This window comes from Caballeronia sp. LjRoot31, from assembly GCF_964253885.1.
In the GTDB taxonomy this organism is placed as follows: domain Bacteria; phylum Pseudomonadota; class Gammaproteobacteria; order Burkholderiales; family Burkholderiaceae; genus Caballeronia.
On sequence record NZ_CAXURX020000001.1, the window covers coordinates 1,376,933 to 1,394,075 of the forward strand.

Consider the following 17,143-nt stretch of genomic DNA (forward strand, 5'->3'; position numbering starts at 1 on the left):
GTGCGCGGTATCTTGATCGGCTTTGCGTTGGGAATCATGTGTTTGCAGCAGCAAGCTGTGTTGCCCGGCGCCCTTGTTTTATGGGCGCTTTTGCTCCTGCTCGGGCTTGCCTGCGCGCTCGCGGCTTGTTTCCCGCGGTTTCGCGCGGCGTCGCTGATTGCGGCTGCATTGGTTATTGGCTTCGGTTACGCCGCCTGGCGCGCAGACACGCGATTGCAACGCGTTTTGCCCGTTGCGTTCGAGAATCGCAACATCGAGTTGACCGGATTCGTGCGCGGACTGCCAATGCAAGGCGCGGACGGCACACGATTCCTGTTTGAAGTCGAATCGAACGATGCCGCGTTGACGAACTTTCCGCGTGTCGTGCAGCTATCGTGGATGGCGGTGGATGCGTCCAAACGCGGTCCTGCCGTCGCACCGCCACCTGCTCTTTGGGCCGGGCAACGATGGACGCTGGTCACCCGACTGAAACGTCCGCATGGCAATGCCAATTTTCGGGGCCGCGATGCTGAAGTGGCGCTGCTCGCTCGCAACATTCGTGCGACCGGTTACGTTTCCATGCCGGGCGTGGCTCGGCGTTTGCCCACGGATGCGCACGGTTCCGCGCTGACGATCGATCGTTGGCGTGCGCGGTTGCGCGAGCGGGTTTTAACGGCACTCGATGGTGCTCCGCATCGAGGAATTATCGTCGCATTGGCTACAGGCGCCCAAGACGTGGTCAGCGACGCCGACTGGACCTTGCTGCGCGCGACCGGGACGAGTCATCTCGTGGCGATTTCGGGGCTGCATATTGGCTTTGTCGCAGGACTCGCGGCGCTTTTGTGCGGCGGGTTATGGCGACGCTTGCGATGGCGCGGGTTGCCGGCGCCGCTGATCGTATCGGCGCAAAAAGCGGCAGCAGCCGGCGCAGCGATATTCGCGGCTTTCTATGCGGCGCTCGCCGGATTCAACGTTCCCGCGCAACGATCGATGTGGATGCTTTGCTTCGTCGCGCTCGCTGTGTTGAGCGGCCGCCGGCCGGCGTCTTCGCTGGTGCTCGCTTGGGCACTGGGGCTTGTTCTGCTTGCCGATCCCTGGGCGGTGACGGCGGCGGGATTCTGGTTGTCGTTCTGCGCGGTGGCGGCCATTCTGTTCGCGATCGCATCGCGTGGACGGCGAGCATCGGTCGGCTTCGCGGAGGAGTTCGCGGCGCCCCAGGCCGACGATCAGGCAGACGAAGATCCTGCTGCGAGCGAGCCCACCGATGAAGCTGGAAGTCAACCACGTCGCCACATGCGCGACCGGCTTGGCGACATGATCACGCGAGTCCGGGTTCGCTCGCTGGCGTGGCTCAGACCTACGGCACGGCGCGTCGGCCGCGGGATCGCCTCCAGTGCGCGCGTGCAGTACGCCATAACGCTCGGACTCCCACCGCTCACCGCGTACTGGTTTTTCCAGATTCCACTGCTGGGGCCGCTTGCCAACGCGTTCGCGATTCCGTGGATCAGCTTTCTCGTGACACCGACCGTGCTGGTGGCCGTTTTGCTGCCCGCACCGCTCGATGGTTTCGCCTACCGCGCGGCGCATGGCATGCTGACCCCGATGTTCGACGCGCTCGCCCACCTGTCTGGACCCACATGGACGCTCTGGCGTTTGCCGCAACCGGACGGGTTTGCGCTGACGGCAGCGGCGTTTGGCGTGATATGGGCGCTGGCTCCGCGCGGCTGGCCGCTGCGGTTCGCTGCTCCGCTTACCTGGTTGCCGCTCGCGCTTCCGGTTTCTCAAGCGCCTCCGAACGGCACGTTTCGCGTAACGGCGCTCGACATTGGCCAGGGGTCTTCCATCGTCATCGAAACCATGCATCACACCTTGCTCTTCGACGCAGGTCCGGGCCCCGAATCCACGCACGCGGGTGAACGGCTTGTCGTGCCGTATCTATTCGCCCACGGCCTTTCCACGCTCGATACGCTGATGATCAGCCACTCGGATTCCGATCACTCGGGCGGTGCGCCCGCGGTGCTCGAAAGTATTCAGGTCCGGCAATTCGTGGCGTCGCTGCGGCCGCGTGAACCGTTGTGGAAGACGGCACAGGATCACGGCAGCGCTTTGTTGCGCTGCGTCGCGGGGCAGCGCTGGCAGTGGGACGGCGTGGTGTTCGACGTGCTGTGGCCGCAGGCCGGGCCGCTCGCGGCCAAACCGAACGCGACGTCATGCGTGCTGAAAGTGACCAGCGCGGCGGGGCGCTCGGCGCTGCTGGCCGCCGACATTGAAGCCGACGTCGAGCGCCAGCTATTGCAACTCGGGCAACTCGGGCAACGCGAGCCCGCCGGGCTGCAGGCAGACGTGCTGATCGTGCCGCATCACGGCAGCAAGACGTCGTCTACCGAGCCTTTCCTCGACGCCGTGAGGCCGCGCGTCGCGGTATTTCAGGTAGGCTACCTTAAACATCCAGCGAGCGCCCCGACTTCTTAGGAGACCCGCCGTTGCGCTGAAACCCTTATGTAGCAAGGCTTTCAGCCAGCCTTTAAAACTCTTGGCGGGACTGCGCCAGAAATACCTGAACCATCCTGTGCCCAAATTGTGACCGCGTCGGCGTGCGGTGCCAGATGGTCAGGCGCGAGGTGGGCATAGCGCAGCACCATCTCGTATTTCGACCATCCGCCCAACTCCATCAGGCGATTCAGCGGCGTTCCACCCTGCACGTGCCAGCTTGCCCACGTGTGCCGCACGTCGTGGAACCGGAATTTCTGAATCCCCGCGCGCTCGCAAGTCCGGTTCCACTGTTCTAGATCCCACTTCAGACACTCTTTGCCGCGCCGGGTGAAGACGAACGCATCGTGCTTGCCGATCTGACGCCGGATCGCCGCTACGGCCTCCGCGTTCAGCGGCACGCCGATCGGCTTGCGTGCCTTCGCCTGATCCGGGTGAATCCACGCGCGACGCTTCACCAGATCGACCTGCGACCATTCGAGCCCGAGAATGTTTGCCTGACGCAGGCCCGTTGCAAAGCCGAAGATCGTCACGTCGCGCATCCATTCTGTCCGCATCGATGCGAGCAGCCGCTGAGCCTCTTCCCGCGTGATCCACCGGATCCGATTCTGACCCGTTTGTAGCTCCGGCAGCTTCGGTGCCTTGTCGATCCATTCCCACTCATGAACTGCGGTATTCAGCATGCCCCGCATGGTGCCCAGATATCGATTCTTTGTCGTGTTCGATACCGCCGTGACTTCCTTGGAACGCTTGCTTGCCACAGGGAGCGCAGCGAAAATCTCGTCGCGCGTGATCGAGTCGAGCTTGCGTCCGTCGAAAACCTCCCGAAAATGCCTGAGGTGGATCGTCTTGTTCGTGACGTCCACCGTGCCAGCGTGCTCGGTTAGAAACCTCAGCACTGCCTCGTCGAACGTCCGGGAAGTCTTTTCACCCAACTTCGCTACGCGCCACAGGTCGTGCTTCAGCTTGTCGTGATACTCCTGCGCCTCCTTGCGATTGGTTGTCCCAGTAGTCTGTCTAACTCGGCCGCCGCCTGGCGTGCGGATGTCGATATGCCAGACGTCAGAGCCATTGCGCTTTCGGATTGACATGTTTCTTCCTTCGGTTCCGTCTGCGCCGGTCGACGCTCATTGTAGTGTTTTGATGCGGTTTGAAGTGTTTCCGGCCACACGCGCCATACCGAGCCGATTTGAAAGAATCCCAACTCTTTCTTGTGGGCGTACACAGTGCTATAAGAAACGCGAAGTAATTGCGCTACCTCTTTCAGATCTAGTGCTCGCGTGCCGATGACAGTCGGTACTGCGTTCATCGTGACTTCCTCGCTTTCGGGCTGAGCAGGTGAGGCTCAGCGCTCGTTATTTGAATTCGGTATTTGCCATCGTCGAGCGTCACGATGACGTCGGTCTCGCCGATGGCAACTAGGTGAGCAGCCGCGCCGTTAATACACTGCGCGGTCACGTCCTTCTTTTCGCGAGACACAATTCCTTCCGGAACCTCGCGGCAGTGGCCGATGTAGATGCGGTGAGTGCGTTCCGACATCCACATGTCGAGCTTGGCGCCGGTCAACATGCAGCGCCTTTTTCCGTCCCGCGATCGATACGCTCGATCTCGGCGAGTACCAGTGCGCCGGCGCGGACCAGATCTTCGCGTGGCTTCTTCGGCTTCCACCACTTCGCGGCCCAATCCGAAGGCCACATAAGCGGAAATTCGGCGAGCGGTTGCTGCGAGTACGGATTAAGCTGGCACGCGGCGTTCAACGCGTATGCCGATGCGGCGGCCGCGAGATCTCCAGCGTTGTTAGCGTCATCGTGATCGGTGGTCTTCCCTTCAACCGAGATCTGGCGCTGTCTTTCTTCGACAACGTCGCGCCAGGCCGGCAGGCTTTGCGGGAGCCGATTCCAAGCTCCGACGAATCCGCGGTACACACCGCTCATGTACGTTGAGTCGTGCGCGGCCACGAGCTTTTCCTGCTCGCAAAAATCACAGTACGCCCCGTCCATCGGCGGCGCCGTAATTGCCGCTTGCGCTGCGGGGTCGCGGTCGCGGTAGTGCTGGTAAGCGCCCTCCATAAAGCCTTGCTTGATCATTTCCCGGATCCGACTGGCGCGAGTTACCTCCGGCACAGCGGCGAGCGCTTGCGCGATCTTGTCGAGATTCGCTTGCGCGGCCCAGATCGTGGCCATGGTTTCCAGTGCGGCCAATCCCTTCGAGAGGGCTCGTTCCTGATTGATTTTCAGTTCTTCGGTCATGCTGGTGCTCCTGTCAAGGAGCGGATCGAATCTCGCCTAAAGTTTCGTTCTGACAATGCCGATATGGGGTAAATGGAACCTACAAACCCGAAACTACCGAACCCGCACGACGTCATCGAAGCCGCTGGCGAGATGATGGAAGTGCTATGCAAAATGCGCGGGATCGAGGTCGATGACCTAAGCGAAGAGGAAGTCGACGCGATCATGGTCATGGCTATGGAAGACAACTTTCCGCCAGATACGCCGCTGCGCGATGTTTTCGGTCCTGGGCCGAAGAGAGACTGAATCACGGCGCGATCGACCGTACAGTGCGCCGCGCGCAGTTCGCTGAATAGGCTGTCTTGGGGCTGGGTCATTTCAAGTTATCCACAGGTAGCGGCCGCACGTGGCCGGTTTTTAAGTTCACGAACGCGCCGCACCAGGTCAACTGGCCGTGCCGGAAGAATTCCCAAAGAATTCCGAGTGCCGGCGTCACGATCGCCTGATTGATGAAAAGCTCTTGACGCTCGAGCGCTTCCGCAAGACCACAGCTCGGCGTGTCGTCTTCCGGCACGCTCGTGTCGACCAGCTCGGGCAGGACGTCATACGGCCAGCGCAGCGGCGCACTGCCGGCGACGGATTTGCGATCGCAGCCGAAGACGACTTGACCGTCGCTCGCGCGATTGCCAAGGTCGAGCACGTAACCCGCAGTCTTTCGAAGCAGGGGCGCGAGCTTGGCGCGTGCGGCGGCGCTATCGACGCACATCACAACCAGTGCGCCACCGGCACGAACCAGTTCATCGGCGCCGGCATGTTTCGGGCGCGCACACCAATCGAGGCCAAAGAAGGCATTGAGCCGATGAACAAGCACGACGCTCTTGTGCTGGCCAACGTCGGCCGGGCTGAACATTTGCCGGCCGATATTGGCTTCGCTGACGGTATCGCCGTCGAACACAGTGACGTGCAGGCCGGGGTGCCCGAGATTCACTAGCGCGTGATTCAGCCGTGCGAGGCCCGTCAGCATTTGCGAGCCGTTGCCGCCGCAACCGATTAGGATCAAGTTCACTCGACGCTCGAGAAATTCAGGCGGGGTTACGTGCGGCATTGGGTATTCGCCTCTGTTCGATGTTCGCCCATGTCGAGTGGCGTGCCGGCCGCCAGGATCGCGTGCACAATGAAGCCGAAGCAACCGCCAGTGATGAAGGCCAAGACGATTAAGAGAACCGTCATGCCGGCTCCGTCACGTTGAATACGGCTTCGGCCGGAACCTTCAGCGGAATGAACATGCCAAGGACGCACAGCCGGAAAGCGACACTCGGCGTGCCGCCGTCCGCAAGGCCGCCGAGCACGGCCGATATCTTCACTTCTCCCGCATCGTCGGCATCGTCCTGGTCACTGAAGAATGCAGCGCCGGCACCGTGACTGTGAATATCGATTACTAGACTCTCGTTAGCGGGAAGTGCTGGACGCTCGAAGGTGATGGCGCCGGGAGTGGCCGAGGACACGCGCAGGGGGCGATAAGCCAATGCTTTGCGCTCTTGGTTCCAGACGATCCATGCGGCATGCTCGTTCGGCAGGGCGGTGCGTGCTTCCTCGGCGAATGCCTGAATGAACGGGATCGCTACGCCGAGTTTTCCGAACGCGAGTTCAACCTTTGGGTCGACGGTTCCGCAAGGCGGACGAGGACCCGTGGAGCCGTGCTTCGCGATCTGCTGAATCACATGCAACCAAGGACGTCGCACTTCGACGAACACGCCTTCGGCTGCCATCAGGAAGCGGTGCCCGATATCAACGAGCGGCGCGAACTTGGCATGTGCCGGCACAACGACGGTCGGGGCGCTGTCGTAAAGCGCGACGTCTAGCGCAAGGTTTTCATCGCCCTCGGTCGCAGCGATCGGGCGCGTGATCAGGCGCTCGAGCTCGGCCGCGACGTCCCTCGAAAAGCTCGAGAGGGTGTCGCCGATCGCTTTCACGTTCTGGTTGTTAGATGCGTCGAATTTCTCAAAAATCTCTTTCATGCTCACGGTTAGCTCCGCTCGTTGGCGATTCGGTTAATGGCTTGCTGCAAGGTGGTCTTACTGTCGACAAGTGCGTTCATCGGAAACGCGGCCCCGTCGAGGAGATCGAGCCAGAGTTGCTCGGCGCCGCCGCGTCTTTTGATCAGCCGCGTGGCGTTGGAGTGGGTGAAGCGGCTGCGAAAAAATGCGTCCTCAAACACCTTGATGGCGTCTGAATTGATGGTGTCCGGTGTTTCGACGTTGCCCGTGCAGATCTCGCCGCCTTCCCACACGTTGTAGTAAGGCGCGACGTACAACTTCGTCGATGGATCTGGCCGTGTGTTTTGACGAAGCGCAAACACGAACCAACTCGTTTTATTGACGACGAACAGAAGCGGCGGGTGGGCGGTTTCACCCGAGCGCGTACCAAGTTCGTCCTGCGTCGCGAACCACACCCGTCGCGTGCGAGCCGGAACCCACCACGCAATCTGGTTGGGCGCGAGATACACGACGCGCTCATGCACAAATCCCCTAAACGCAGTGCGCTTAGCTGCCACCTCCGCGATGTCGGCGAGCTGGTCGAGCGTGAGCGGTACGCCCGGCATCAGTGCCGGCGTGCCGTCGATCACACGTGCGTTATGCTTGGTTGCGTAGATGTTGCTGCCCGCTTGCGACCGGTAGAAAAGCAGTGCGCTTTCCAGTTCCAGTTCGATATCGCTGGCGCATTCGATGACAACGTCGTTCATGTCGTGAGCTCCAGTCAGACGGTCACGCGGGCGCGCTGCTCGACCGGCGCGAACACTTCGACCAGGGTCTTGGCGGGCTGGACCTCGTCCATCTTGAAAAGTCCGATGACGCGCTCGACAGCTTTTGCGAGCATGGCGGTCGATGTCATACGCTTGAGCCATTCGGCGAGATCGCCGCCGACCACATTAATCGGCGTGACCGATGCGGCCACAACCGCTTCGCCTTCGCCCGCGTGTTGCAGGTAGTCGTCCAACACGCGTGCCATTGCGTCGCTGTGATCCCATCGAACAAACAAGGTGAAGTCCACCAGATCTGCGCCCGCATCGGCAGATTGAACGTCTGCGAAAGGCCCGTAGAACCGCACGATGTTCCACAACGATTCCATGGCTTCAAAGACGGCTGTGGCGTACTCGTCGCGCTTCGCGGATAGTTGGACTTGTCGGCGGGTCAGAACACGCTTTGGGAACGCCGCCCATTCGGGCATCCCGGTAAAGAATTGAGCGCGAGTGAAAAACTCGTGGTCCTTGAGGAATTCTTCAGTGGAAGTGCAGCCAGCCATCTCGGCCGCTTCCTCCAGCGCATCCTGCTCGTTGTCGTGCCCGTACCAATATAAATACTCGGCGAAGCCCACCGCCCAGAAAGGCGTGCAGACATTCGGCAGCATGCGGAAGGCGTCATACAGCGTGGCGAGAACGGTTTGCCCCAATCCCTCGCGAACGCTTTCGAGCTTGGTCATCGGGCCGGCGATGCACAACTCGTCGCACGATACTGGGCCCCCTGTCGTCTGAATCACTGCCCACAAGACTTCCATGTCCGTGAGGCTGCCGAAATGTGTCGATTGAGACTGCTGTTCGATCCGAAGTCGCCAGTCGAAAACGGTCATGCCTTGGGTCAGATCGTTCCACTTGCGCGACAGCGCCGTTTTGGCGATCGTGAGTTCGGACTTCGGGCGGCGTCCGACATCAGTCTCAGTGACGATTCCACTGTCGATCAGCGACAGGAGAAACGGGCGCGCAAACGATGACTTGGTCGGCACTGTAAATACGCCTGGAATGCCGGCGAGCGACGGAAGCGAAAGGGCGCTGAAGGTCATGGCAGGATCGGCATGTGGTTGTGCGGCAGTTGCAGTCGAGGCCCGTTGTGGCGCTGCTCCGCAATTCGGAAGAGCTTGTTCGCCAGCGGCGTATCGATCAGGGAGCGATCAACGGTGTGAGTGCCGGCGGGTAACGAGCCGCGTGCGATATCGGCGCGAAGCTGTTCCAGCGTCATGGCTTGATTGGCTGATAACGCACATGCAGCGCGTCAATGAACGTAACTTCGTCATCGAGCAACGCAAATGCGTGGGCCGCTGCGATTTGTTCCACCTCGCGGAGGTACGCTTGGATCGCTGGCGGCAGGAGGCGGCCCGAAGTGAGGATTTGGTCAATCTTCTCGTGCGCCGTTGCCGGAGCTTCGACTGCCCCCTTCGTGCCAACAGCGCGGCGGAACGTGTAGACGTTCTTATTCGCGAGCACTTCCGGACCTTCGATCTCGGCGTTCACGATCTCGGGATAGGTGTTCGCATAGAAGTCGCGCACCTGCGGCAATGAGAAAGAGGGTGCTGGGTCGGTCAGCTTCGCGCCGTTGTAGCGAAATTCGCGGCTAAGAGATTCGGTTTTCATCGTCGGTCCTTACATCAGATCCAGAGCTTCGTCGGCGGAAGCGGTGACAGGCGCAGCGGGCGATTCGGTTGTGGCTTGTGCGGGCGTCAGTTCCTCGACAGGCGGTGCCGCCAAAGGATCAATTCCCGGAATGCTCGTCTGGCGTGGATCGGTCTCCAGCGTGTCAGGCTCAGCGTTTTCCTCGGGCGCCTCTTGCTTGCCGGCTGGATCGTCGACGGGCGCAGTCTTGGCCTTGCGGCCCGGTTTGTTTTTGGATGGCGCGGGCAGAGCAGCCTCGCTGGCATTACTGCCGCGATTGGCCGCATTCGCACGATATGCTTGATCGATTACCGAGAGCGCGCCCGGCTCATAGATCGAAACGGCTTTAGCGAAATCCCGATCAAGCTCGTCGGGTGCAGCGAGAATCGAAAGGGGATAAAGCGTTTTCTTGCTGGCCTTTTCGTCCTTCGATTGGGGTGTGACGTTGACGCGAAGCTGGTCGCCCTCGGCCGTGATCAGAACGATCAGCGTTGCTTTTTGGGCGAGCGGGTGCAGCGAAGAGAACAAGGACATGTGCGCCTCTTAGTGGGTAAAGCGTGGGTCAGGCCGCGAGGCCGTCGTAATTGCGATCGGCGAAATCAGGATCGCCGGGGAATCGATCGGTACCGTCGACGCGGTACCAGCAGTAGAACGAGCCTTGCCGGTGGGGGAACCAGTAGCCCGCGCAGAAACACCGCGTTTTGCGCGTGTCGCGCTGGTTCATCCAGCCATCGACGCGGTACTTCCGCTTGCCGCACGTTCGGCACGAAGGAAGCCGGTCGTAGCGATCGGGCGGGCGTGGCAGACATCGGCGTGCGGCGCACGCGCAGCAGCGGACATGGCATCGCGACATAGGTCATTCGTCGTCGCCCGCAGCGCGTCGTTTGACATCGCCGCGCTCGCGCGTCCGACGCGCGTCGCGCAGCTCGCGGGCACGCGCCGACGATTCGAGCGTGCTGCGCACCTCGGGCCGCTTGATCGCCGAATCGAAGCTGCCGACCATATGCAACAGTTGCCATTCGACGCGCAGCAGGTGATTAGGAATTTGGCTTTGTGGCATTGCGTGCCTCACAGCGAACGACTGGCGCTGGCCGGCGCAGCGGGGGCGTCGGTCTCGTCCGAGTCGACCGTGCACGTGGCCAGAATCGCGATGATGATCACGAGCCAAATCTGCCAAAGCGGCATGGGCTTTTTGATTTTCATAGTGTGCGCCCTCAGAGATCGAAGGGGGCAGCAATGCCCGACGCGATCAGGTAAAGCGCAATGATCACGACGAAGGGATGCCAGTCGCGTTTGAACGGCCAGCCGGACGCGAGTTTTTCGAGGACGTGAGAATTCATCGTTCAGTCCTCGAGACGAACGACGTCAGTCACGGTTTCGCAACCAGTAACCATGCGGGCAATTTGCGCGGCCCGCTTTGCATCTGTCGATTTGAATTGCACGAAGGATGCTTGCGCGTCGGACGCGCTGCCCTTCATCAGGTAAAAACAGCGATAGCTCTTCATCATGCCCTCACGAATTTCGCCGCGTTTAGCTCCAGCGTGAGGGCACTTTATACTAGTCAAACTAGTGATGCAAGAAAAACTAGTAGTATTTTTGGGAAAAAAGCCCGCGCATGGCGGGCAAAAATATGTAATCTGAAAGAAATAAATGTAAGAAACGGACGGCGGAATTTGCTTATGGCCTAAAACCGCGTCTTGATTTTCCGTGCCGGTACGTAGTGTGGGACGTAGTACATCCAGGTGATTTCTTCCGGTTGGTACAACAGCGATCCCGCTTCGTTGTACGAGCCTAGTTGAATTCCCCCTCGCCTGGAGATCAGTCGTTTCAGCATGGTTTCGCCAGTCACGAGCCGAACCAAAACGTCATCTTCGATCTCAACCGCCGTGCCGGGTTCGACGAATGCGAAATCCCCCGGATTGAACTTAGGCACCATCGATGTTCCCACGATGGGGCTTAGAAATGCGTGCGGATCCGTTGTCGCCAACTCCGCGTATTGATCTGTTGCGCCCACTGGATAGTCACCATCCGTCCAAATGCGTTCCGGCAAACCGCCTTGTGCGCGGCCCACCACGTAGACACGTCGAAAATTCTTGACGTCTACCGAGTAACGTAATGGTAATGCATGCCGTGACTTTTCTGTAAGGTTGACGGGTTGTTTCCGTGGCTCGGTGTCCTTTTTACCTACGTCGTTCTCTGCCGCAGGTCCGAACATTAGCCACTCGGGTGTGGTCTCAAGTGCTGCCGCAACGGCTGCCAATCGATCGCGTTTCGGTGCGGTCCCGCCATCCTCTTTCTCCCATTGTTGGACCGTTTGCCAAGCCTTTACCCCCACCTTCGCAGCTAAGGTTTCCATCGAAAGGCCGAGCGCTTCTCGCCGCTCTTTGATTCGTCGGTGAATGTTCATGCGCGGGATCGTATCCGCAAGGTTTTCTTGCGTCATTGCAGGATTTTCTTGTGATACTAGTTTAACTAGCATAGAATCGGCCGGTATGAACTCAACTAAACCTACCCCAAAGAATGCGTCGCTTGAGCGTGCAATCGCGCACTTCGACACGTTATCCGAGATGGCGCGGGAGCTCGGCTTATCCGGTTATCAGGTAATTCAACATTGGCGCCGCTCGGGGCGGGTTCCGCCTGAGTACTGTCCCGAGCTATCTAGATTAACCGGCGAGCGTCGCGAAGACTTGGTCGGCTGGCCACCTACTGCTGCTATCGAATCGATTGAAGCCACCGATGATGTGCAGCCGCCAGTCGGTGATGCTGGCCATGACAGCGATGGTAATCCACCTTCAGACCCCGGCGCGAATGGAACCGAGTCGAAATGAGTGGGGCGGCCATTGCCACTGTCCGTGTTTCGCAGTGCCGCTGGAGCATCGGCTAGCAAATTTCGCGGATAGACGATCGCTTCCATAAACACATCGAACTTCCTCCGAATTGTTTGGGCGGCCACTTGTTGTCCGATTGCATCCTTTGCTCGTCGTGGAAAGCAATAAACCGGCGATCGAGTAGATCTGAATTTCTTGCGCATGAAGGTTCGCCTGTCGGGTTGTTGATGGCCGAATCGTAGAGAAATTCGCTTCGCGTAAACAGCATGAAAAATAGTTATCCACAAGGGGTTCCGCGTGACCTGCAGATATAGCGAAATTAGTTGGATGGACGTGCTCTACACGTCCGTGATTAAAACGCCTGGGAAAGTCGAGGATGCGGCTCGATTTCTCACTGAGCGACGTGGCATCAAGATCGGGGGTGAATCGCTACGGCTGAAGCTGCGCGAGGTTGAAGGTGCGCGCGTTTCTGCCGAGATGTTTGAGCTGCTAATCGAGTGGATGCTTGAGAAAAATCAGCCGCATGCGCTTGATGCTGTCCATGCCTTTAATGCCCGCTTTGGCCTGGTCGCATCTCCGGTTCAACACCCGACCGCGCGGGATGGGGTGAATGCGCTGGTGGCTTCTGCGCTCGGCGTTAGCGATAAAACCGGCCAGCTCGCACAGGAGGTTTGGAAGGCAGCGGAGGATGGAAAGATCGAACCTCACGAGGCTGACGCCATTGAGCTCGTCGGTCGGGAAGGGCAACGGCAAATCGAAAAGACGATTATTACCGCTCGCTCCGCGGCCGGTCTCAGCAGCGAATAAATCAAAGAATTCCATGCGAGGGAAAGATGGGTGCAAAAGACCCAGTGGAAACGCGCGGCCCTATCGTGGCCATCGAGGCCGAGCAAAGCGTATTGGGCGGGCTGCTGCTGAACAACGATGGACTTGACGCGATCAGCGGTGTTGTCACGGCAGATGACTTTACGACGGATGAACATAGGCTGATTTTCATTGCCATCACGGAGTTGATTGCATCGGGGCGAGTGGCAGATCCAATCACCGTATTCGAGCGCCTGCATGTGACCGGGGCGAGGCTGAAAGAACCGCTGCGCTATCTCAACGAACTTTCGCAAAACACGCCGAGCGCGGCAAATATCCGGCATTACGCGACGATCGTGCGGAATCGATCGATATCCCGCGAACTGCTGCGCGTCGCTAGCGAGATTATAGAGAGCGTGCACAAGCCAGCTGGCCGCGATCCAGGGGAACTGCTTGATGACGCGCAGTCCAGGTTGCTGAAGCTCGCGGAGGGGGCGCGGCAGGATGAAGAGGAATTCAGGCCGATCAGCGAAGCGCTCACGCGCGTTGTGGAAAACATCGATGACCGTTACCAGAACGGCGGCGACGACAAGATTGGTGGCGTCGCGACCGGGTTCATCGATCTTGACCGCGCAATGGACGGCATGCATCCGGGTGAGCTGATCGTCGTCGGCGGCCGCCCATCGATGGGTAAGACTGCGTTCGCGCTAAATATCGGCGAGCACGTTGCAGCCAAACTTGGCTTGCCTGTCGCCGTTATCTCGATCGAAATGCCGGCGGATCAGTTGGCTCAACGGTTGCTCTCGTCGAACTCGCGCATCAATCAACATAAGCTTCGTACGGCCAATCTTCGCGACGACGATTGGCCGCGCCTGACGCACGGTGTGCAGTCATTGGTCGACGTGCCGATCTATACGCTCGATGTATCGGCGCTCACGCCCTTGCGTATGAAAGCAAAGGTTCGCCGTCTGCGCCGCACACTCAAGCGTCCGCTCGGCCTCGTTATCGTCGACTACTTGCAGCTGATGTCTGGTGACGGTAGCGGTGATAACCGGGCGATTGAGATCTCTGAAATCTCGCGCGCGCTCAAGGTGTTGGCAAAGGATCTGAAGGTGCCTGTTATGGCCCTGTCGCAGCTTAATCGCGGCGTCGAGCAGCGCCCGAACAAACGCCCGGTCATGTCCGATATCCGCGAGTCGGGATCGATCGAGCAGGACGCGGACGTAATCCTGTTTATCTATCGCGATGAGGTTTACAACCCGGACAGTCAGGACAAGGGCTGTGCCGAAATCATCATCGCCAAGCAACGCAACGGCTCGCTTGGCACGCATCGCCTGGCGTTCCAGAGCGCATTAACCCGGTTTGAGAATTACGCCTCGGACCAAGGCTTTCAATCGGCATGAAAACATCCACTCAATTTTTCACCTGGCGCAAAGCCATAAAACAGAGCGAATTGCCTGCTAGCACGCGATTGGTTCTCTTCGTCATTGCGGACTATGCGAACGCGATGGACGACGTTTGCTGGCCATCACTCGAAACGATCGCATCTGACGCGGGCCTCTCGGTGCGGTGCGTGTCGGACCATCTGAAGATTGCCGAACAAGGTGGCTGGCTAACGCGGTGGAGATCTCGCCGAGCCAATCGCCGGTGGGCACATGGCAGCTATCGACTGTCGGTGCCCGATCAAGTCGCGCAGCAGTTTCGCACGAAGCTCGATTTCGAGTTGGCTAGCGACGAGTCCAGCGCCAATTCGACGCATGAAATGTCGTCATTTGCCGATGAAAGCGCATACGTGTTGCCGTCATTTGCCGATGAAAGCGAATTGCCATGCGCAGGACCAGCAATGGCGTCTGCGCCACCTGCAACAGGTGCCACCAAGTTGCCTAAAGAGCAAGCACCTGTGTCGAAATCTGCCGGTGATGACGCAAACCACTGGAACCATTTGCCAACTAATACACCAGTAAACAGAAATACAAGTAAACCCTCTCTACAGCACACCACAGCGGTTAACGAAGGGTACAGCGAGGCAGAAAGAGAATTTCAGCAGAAAGATGAAATGCTCGCAAGCTGGATGCTCGAACGGCTGAGGCTGTTGAATTCGGGTTTCCGGGAACCGGATTTGAAGGCGTGGGCGAGCGAGATCGCGGCTATGCGCACCGTCGACGGACGAACGCATCCGCAAATGGCCGTGCTTTTCCGGTGGGCGAACGAGGATGGCTTCTGGCACAAAGTGGTGCTCTCGCCAGCCACGCTGCGCCAGAAGTGGGACCAGCTCGTGATTCGTCGCAACGCGGCTAAGCGCGTTGCACCGTTGCAATCATCACCGACGCCTCCAGCCGACGATCGTCAATGTATGCACATCGAGCACGGTTGCCGCTGTACGCACATCGCAACATCCATCATCGGCGCCGGTTCATCGCGGCGCGGCTATTGCCGAGAGCACATCGGCATCTACGAAGACTAAGTCAAGGCAAGGGAAATCCATGTTCGATATCGAGTTGAAAGAGCAGGTCGGCGTCGCGCTGAACCCGCGTTCGCAGACCGCAGATTCGGTCGGTGACGTTGCGATGAAAATCGGTGCGTTGGCGAAGGTCGATGAACTCGGGGCGCTGCTGGTGCGGATGAAGTACGGCGATGACAAGCGGCGCAGCTGCTGGCACCGAGCGGTCCTGCTTCTCGCCAAGCGGGAGCGTTCCAGCACGCGTTTCAAGCGGGTTAAGTACTCGGCGTTCAAACGGGAAGTGCGTGATCCGCGCGTCAAGGAGCCGCGTGCGCCTATGTCCGATGTCGTTGAGCGGTTTTCCGCAGCGGTGCTCGATGCTTGGCTGGACGATCAGTGCGGAGCGTGTACAGGGCGGGGAACCGTCAGTCAGCGCGCAACGTCAGATTTGAGGTCCGTACCGTGCCCGGCCTGCAATGCTACGGGCCGAGTCACAGTCGAATGCGACAGCACGGTGTTTTGTCGTTGGCCTTTCGGCATGGAGCGCGAGAATCTCGTTAAGGCTGGGCGGAACTATCTCCCGCCGGCCGATGGCGAAATCCACGGTGAGATGCTGCGGCGTTCGCGGTCGGACGTCTGCAGTGCATGCAATGGGTTCGGTCGGAATAGCGAACGTGTCGAGGCGGTTTCGAAAACCGTTTGCGCAGTTTGCCAAGGCAAGGGCAAGCGCTGGCAAGTGCCCGCCCAGCGCGCACACGCGATGGGCGTCAATCTCGGCCAATACGTCGAGTTTTGGCATGATCGCTTCGAGACATCGCTGCGCATGCTGTCTGCGTTGGACGAATGGACAAACCTGCAACTTCGCCGACAGTTGGGTGACAAAATGCTTGCAGTCGGAAAATGATTCGCATAGACTCCGCTTCCATGTAGTTCGCTGGCACCGCGCGTTAGTCGTGCAACCCTTTCGAGACAGAACAACTATAAGTGGAGCTCGTTAGGTACGGCGGGTTCGCTCGCCTGTAGAAAACGAAATCTTCCGAAGCCCTGATTGCGAAAGCCTCAGGGCTTTTTGCATTGCGTGCGGGGAATTGATGGCCGAAATTAAAGTCGAGCTGGACACGTCTGCGCTGAGCGCTCGCCTTCAAGATCAGGTAGAGCGTCAGATCCCATACGCCACGTCACGCGCATTGAACGCGATCGCGGGCAAGACCCAAACCGCGCTCAAAGACAAGATGCGCGAGGTCTTCAACGCCCCAACGGATTACACGTTGAACTCGCTGTACGTGCAGCGATCGACGAAGCAAAACCTTGAAGCGCAGGTCAGGTTCAAGGATGCTACGTCGAAGGGCACGCCTGCCGCAAAGTACCTTTCGCCAGAAGTGTCGGGAGGCGGACGGTCGGTGAAACGGTTCGAACGGACGCTGGCCTATAACGTCGGTCGCGTGCATGAGCTGATGCAGCGTGTGGGCGTGACGAGCTACTTCGTGCCTGGTGCGGGCGCGCAACTCGATGGCTACGGCAACATGGTGCGTGGTCAGTTCTCGAAAATTCTCTCGCAACTTGGCGGCCAGAACGACCGGTACGCGAACGAGACGCCACGCTCGCGTGACCGGCGCGAAGGCAAGGCGGTGGGTGTGAACAAGGTCAGGGCACGTGCGCAGCCGCGTTACTTCGTCGCCGGCCTGTACAAGGCGAGACATCTTGCGCCCGGTATCTGGATTCGTACGCCGCTCGCTGGCGGCTGGTCGATCAAGCCCGTGCTGCTTGAAACCAAGGCGGCCCCACAGTACGCCTCGCGCCTGCCGTTCTTTGAGACCGCGCAGGACGTGTTCGAGCGAGTCGCGGCCGACGAAATGCAGACGGCACTTGACCAGGCGCTGGGCAGTGCCCGGTAGGTCCGGCGAGGCCATCGGCTACCCGTCCGCCCGGGCATCGACGGCGGTCGGACAGG

Annotated in this window: 24 protein-coding genes; 8 read left to right on the forward strand and 16 right to left on the reverse strand. The window is 59.5% G+C overall.

Features of this window, described 5'->3' with window-relative positions; genetic code table 11:
* Window positions 1-2,451, forward strand: coding sequence for a ComEC/Rec2 family competence protein (locus ACSQ8V_RS05935; protein ID WP_436205160.1), 2,451 nt, complete (start codon window positions 1-3; stop codon window positions 2,449-2,451).
* 41 nt (window positions 2,452-2,492) lie between these two features.
* Here ACSQ8V_RS05935 and ACSQ8V_RS05940 read toward each other — a convergent pair whose 3' ends face one another.
* From ACSQ8V_RS05940 to ACSQ8V_RS05950, 3 genes are all read right to left on the reverse strand, one after another.
* Window positions 2,493-3,560 (reverse strand): tyrosine-type recombinase/integrase, encoded by a 1,068-nt coding sequence (locus tag ACSQ8V_RS05940; protein WP_436205161.1) that lies wholly within the window; start codon window positions 3,558-3,560, stop codon window positions 2,493-2,495.
* A 214-nt stretch (window positions 3,561-3,774) separates the two neighbouring features.
* Window positions 3,775-4,038 carry a DUF7446 family protein gene (locus ACSQ8V_RS05945; protein ID WP_436205162.1) on the reverse strand — a complete coding sequence of 88 codons (264 nt, stop codon included), beginning with the start codon at window positions 4,036-4,038 and terminating at the stop codon, window positions 3,775-3,777.
* Window positions 4,032-4,718 carry a hypothetical protein gene (locus tag ACSQ8V_RS05950; protein ID WP_436205163.1) on the reverse strand — a complete coding sequence of 229 codons (687 nt, stop codon included), beginning with the start codon at window positions 4,716-4,718 and terminating at the stop codon, window positions 4,032-4,034. Before ACSQ8V_RS05950 ends, ACSQ8V_RS05945 begins: the two co-directional genes overlap by 7 nt.
* A gap of 72 nt (window positions 4,719-4,790) precedes the next feature.
* Here ACSQ8V_RS05950 and ACSQ8V_RS05955 point away from each other — a divergent pair, with 72 nt between their 5' ends.
* Window positions 4,791-5,003: a hypothetical protein gene (locus tag ACSQ8V_RS05955; protein ID WP_436205164.1), complete on the forward strand. Its 213-nt coding sequence runs from the start codon at window positions 4,791-4,793 to the stop codon at window positions 5,001-5,003.
* A gap of 67 nt (window positions 5,004-5,070) precedes the next feature.
* Here the strand turns inward: ACSQ8V_RS05955 and ACSQ8V_RS05960 are convergent, their stop codons facing one another.
* From ACSQ8V_RS05960 to ACSQ8V_RS06020, 13 genes are all read right to left on the reverse strand, one after another.
* The gene (locus ACSQ8V_RS05960) at window positions 5,071-5,763 is read right to left on the reverse strand and encodes a PRTRC system ThiF family protein (protein ID WP_436205165.1); all 693 of its coding nucleotides are present in this window, start codon (window positions 5,761-5,763) and stop codon (window positions 5,071-5,073) included.
* A gap of 26 nt (window positions 5,764-5,789) precedes the next feature.
* On the reverse strand, window positions 5,790-5,927 hold the full coding sequence (locus ACSQ8V_RS05965; RefSeq protein WP_436205166.1) for a hypothetical protein: 138 nt from the start codon (window positions 5,925-5,927) through the stop codon (window positions 5,790-5,792).
* Entirely contained in the window at window positions 5,924-6,715 is a 792-nt protein-coding gene (locus ACSQ8V_RS05970) for a PRTRC system protein A (protein ID WP_436205167.1), read from the reverse strand. Before ACSQ8V_RS05970 ends, ACSQ8V_RS05965 begins: the two co-directional genes overlap by 4 nt.
* 8 nt (window positions 6,716-6,723) lie before the next feature.
* The gene (locus tag ACSQ8V_RS05975) at window positions 6,724-7,440 is read right to left on the reverse strand and encodes a PRTRC system protein B (protein WP_436205168.1); all 717 of its coding nucleotides are present in this window, start codon (window positions 7,438-7,440) and stop codon (window positions 6,724-6,726) included.
* Between the two features lie 14 nt (window positions 7,441-7,454).
* Window positions 7,455-8,534 (reverse strand): PRTRC system protein F, encoded by a 1,080-nt coding sequence (locus ACSQ8V_RS05980; protein WP_436205169.1) that lies wholly within the window; start codon window positions 8,532-8,534, stop codon window positions 7,455-7,457.
* Window positions 8,531-8,710, reverse strand: coding sequence for a hypothetical protein (locus ACSQ8V_RS05985; protein WP_436205170.1), 180 nt, complete (start codon window positions 8,708-8,710; stop codon window positions 8,531-8,533). Before ACSQ8V_RS05985 ends, ACSQ8V_RS05980 begins: the two co-directional genes overlap by 4 nt.
* Window positions 8,707-9,102: a PRTRC system protein C gene (locus ACSQ8V_RS05990; protein WP_436205171.1), complete on the reverse strand. Its 396-nt coding sequence runs from the start codon at window positions 9,100-9,102 to the stop codon at window positions 8,707-8,709. Before ACSQ8V_RS05990 ends, ACSQ8V_RS05985 begins: the two co-directional genes overlap by 4 nt.
* Before the next feature lie 9 nt (window positions 9,103-9,111).
* Window positions 9,112-9,654 carry a PRTRC system protein E gene (locus ACSQ8V_RS05995; protein WP_436205172.1) on the reverse strand — a complete coding sequence of 181 codons (543 nt, stop codon included), beginning with the start codon at window positions 9,652-9,654 and terminating at the stop codon, window positions 9,112-9,114.
* Window positions 9,655-9,682: 28 nt separating this feature from the next.
* Window positions 9,683-9,844, reverse strand: a complete 162-nt coding sequence (locus ACSQ8V_RS06000) for a hypothetical protein (RefSeq protein ID WP_436205173.1) — start codon at window positions 9,842-9,844, stop codon at window positions 9,683-9,685.
* 132 nt (window positions 9,845-9,976) lie between these two features.
* Window positions 9,977-10,180 carry a hypothetical protein gene (locus tag ACSQ8V_RS06005; protein ID WP_436205174.1) on the reverse strand — a complete coding sequence of 68 codons (204 nt, stop codon included), beginning with the start codon at window positions 10,178-10,180 and terminating at the stop codon, window positions 9,977-9,979.
* 8 nt (window positions 10,181-10,188) lie between these two features.
* The gene (locus ACSQ8V_RS06010; RefSeq protein ID WP_436205175.1) at window positions 10,189-10,323 is read right to left on the reverse strand and encodes a hypothetical protein; all 135 of its coding nucleotides are present in this window, start codon (window positions 10,321-10,323) and stop codon (window positions 10,189-10,191) included.
* 11 nt (window positions 10,324-10,334) lie between these two features.
* The gene (locus tag ACSQ8V_RS06015; RefSeq protein WP_436205176.1) at window positions 10,335-10,460 is read right to left on the reverse strand and encodes a hypothetical protein; all 126 of its coding nucleotides are present in this window, start codon (window positions 10,458-10,460) and stop codon (window positions 10,335-10,337) included.
* A 344-nt stretch (window positions 10,461-10,804) separates the two neighbouring features.
* The gene (locus ACSQ8V_RS06020) at window positions 10,805-11,563 is read right to left on the reverse strand and encodes an XRE family transcriptional regulator (RefSeq protein WP_436205177.1); all 759 of its coding nucleotides are present in this window, start codon (window positions 11,561-11,563) and stop codon (window positions 10,805-10,807) included.
* Window positions 11,564-11,612: 49 nt separating this feature from the next.
* Here ACSQ8V_RS06020 and ACSQ8V_RS06025 point away from each other — a divergent pair, with 49 nt between their 5' ends.
* From ACSQ8V_RS06025 to ACSQ8V_RS06050, 6 genes are all read left to right on the forward strand, one after another.
* Window positions 11,613-11,948 carry a carph-isopro domain-containing protein gene (locus ACSQ8V_RS06025; RefSeq protein WP_436205178.1) on the forward strand — a complete coding sequence of 112 codons (336 nt, stop codon included), beginning with the start codon at window positions 11,613-11,615 and terminating at the stop codon, window positions 11,946-11,948.
* Window positions 11,949-12,275: 327 nt separating this feature from the next.
* Window positions 12,276-12,755 (forward strand): phage regulatory CII family protein, encoded by a 480-nt coding sequence (locus tag ACSQ8V_RS06030; protein ID WP_436205179.1) that lies wholly within the window; start codon window positions 12,276-12,278, stop codon window positions 12,753-12,755.
* A gap of 26 nt (window positions 12,756-12,781) precedes the next feature.
* Window positions 12,782-14,155 carry a replicative DNA helicase gene (gene dnaB / locus ACSQ8V_RS06035; protein ID WP_436205180.1) on the forward strand — a complete coding sequence of 458 codons (1,374 nt, stop codon included), beginning with the start codon at window positions 12,782-12,784 and terminating at the stop codon, window positions 14,153-14,155.
* Window positions 14,152-15,216 carry a helix-turn-helix domain-containing protein gene (locus tag ACSQ8V_RS06040; RefSeq protein ID WP_436205181.1) on the forward strand — a complete coding sequence of 355 codons (1,065 nt, stop codon included), beginning with the start codon at window positions 14,152-14,154 and terminating at the stop codon, window positions 15,214-15,216. Before dnaB ends, ACSQ8V_RS06040 begins: the two co-directional genes overlap by 4 nt.
* Before the next feature lie 19 nt (window positions 15,217-15,235).
* Complete coding sequence (locus ACSQ8V_RS06045; RefSeq protein WP_436205182.1) at window positions 15,236-16,096, forward strand: hypothetical protein; 861 nt, start codon at window positions 15,236-15,238, stop codon at window positions 16,094-16,096.
* A 187-nt stretch (window positions 16,097-16,283) separates the two neighbouring features.
* A complete protein-coding gene (locus ACSQ8V_RS06050; RefSeq protein ID WP_436205183.1) occupies window positions 16,284-17,087 on the forward strand; it encodes a hypothetical protein in 804 nt (267 codons plus the stop codon).
* Window positions 17,088-17,143 lie beyond the last annotated feature (56 nt).

Excerpts from the sequence above, each read along its gene's own strand:
- ACSQ8V_RS06010 (WP_436205175.1), bottom strand. The coding sequence starts at position 10,323 with ATGAAAATCAAAAAGCCCATGCCGCTTTGGCAGATTTGGCTCGTGATC.
- ACSQ8V_RS05955 (WP_436205164.1), top strand. The coding sequence starts at position 4,791 with ATGGAACCTACAAACCCGAAACTACCGAACCCGCACGACGTCATCGAA.
- ACSQ8V_RS05965 (WP_436205166.1), bottom strand. The coding sequence starts at position 5,927 with ATGACGGTTCTCTTAATCGTCTTGGCCTTCATCACTGGCGGTTGCTTC.
- ACSQ8V_RS05995 (WP_436205172.1), bottom strand. The coding sequence starts at position 9,654 with ATGTCCTTGTTCTCTTCGCTGCACCCGCTCGCCCAAAAAGCAACGCTG.
- ACSQ8V_RS05945 (WP_436205162.1), bottom strand. The coding sequence starts at position 4,038 with ATGTTGACCGGCGCCAAGCTCGACATGTGGATGTCGGAACGCACTCAC.
- ACSQ8V_RS06015 (WP_436205176.1), bottom strand. The coding sequence starts at position 10,460 with ATGAATTCTCACGTCCTCGAAAAACTCGCGTCCGGCTGGCCGTTCAAA.
- ACSQ8V_RS05970 (WP_436205167.1), bottom strand. The coding sequence starts at position 6,715 with ATGAAAGAGATTTTTGAGAAATTCGACGCATCTAACAACCAGAACGTG.
- ACSQ8V_RS06040 (WP_436205181.1), top strand. The coding sequence starts at position 14,152 with ATGAAAACATCCACTCAATTTTTCACCTGGCGCAAAGCCATAAAACAG.
- ACSQ8V_RS06045 (WP_436205182.1), top strand. The coding sequence starts at position 15,236 with ATGTTCGATATCGAGTTGAAAGAGCAGGTCGGCGTCGCGCTGAACCCG.
- ACSQ8V_RS05950 (WP_436205163.1), bottom strand. The coding sequence starts at position 4,718 with ATGACCGAAGAACTGAAAATCAATCAGGAACGAGCCCTCTCGAAGGGA.
- ACSQ8V_RS05985 (WP_436205170.1), bottom strand. The coding sequence starts at position 8,710 with ATGACGCTGGAACAGCTTCGCGCCGATATCGCACGCGGCTCGTTACCC.
- ACSQ8V_RS05980 (WP_436205169.1), bottom strand. The coding sequence starts at position 8,534 with ATGACCTTCAGCGCCCTTTCGCTTCCGTCGCTCGCCGGCATTCCAGGC.
- ACSQ8V_RS05990 (WP_436205171.1), bottom strand. The coding sequence starts at position 9,102 with ATGAAAACCGAATCTCTTAGCCGCGAATTTCGCTACAACGGCGCGAAG.
- dnaB (WP_436205180.1), top strand. The coding sequence starts at position 12,782 with ATGGGTGCAAAAGACCCAGTGGAAACGCGCGGCCCTATCGTGGCCATC.
- ACSQ8V_RS06050 (WP_436205183.1), top strand. The coding sequence starts at position 16,284 with ATGGCCGAAATTAAAGTCGAGCTGGACACGTCTGCGCTGAGCGCTCGC.
- ACSQ8V_RS06030 (WP_436205179.1), top strand. The coding sequence starts at position 12,276 with ATGGACGTGCTCTACACGTCCGTGATTAAAACGCCTGGGAAAGTCGAG.
- ACSQ8V_RS05975 (WP_436205168.1), bottom strand. The coding sequence starts at position 7,440 with ATGAACGACGTTGTCATCGAATGCGCCAGCGATATCGAACTGGAACTG.
- ACSQ8V_RS05940 (WP_436205161.1), bottom strand. The coding sequence starts at position 3,560 with ATGTCAATCCGAAAGCGCAATGGCTCTGACGTCTGGCATATCGACATC.
- ACSQ8V_RS06020 (WP_436205177.1), bottom strand. The coding sequence starts at position 11,563 with ATGACGCAAGAAAACCTTGCGGATACGATCCCGCGCATGAACATTCAC.
- ACSQ8V_RS06025 (WP_436205178.1), top strand. The coding sequence starts at position 11,613 with ATGAACTCAACTAAACCTACCCCAAAGAATGCGTCGCTTGAGCGTGCA.
- ACSQ8V_RS06005 (WP_436205174.1), bottom strand. The coding sequence starts at position 10,180 with ATGCCACAAAGCCAAATTCCTAATCACCTGCTGCGCGTCGAATGGCAA.
- ACSQ8V_RS06000 (WP_436205173.1), bottom strand. The coding sequence starts at position 9,844 with ATGAACCAGCGCGACACGCGCAAAACGCGGTGTTTCTGCGCGGGCTAC.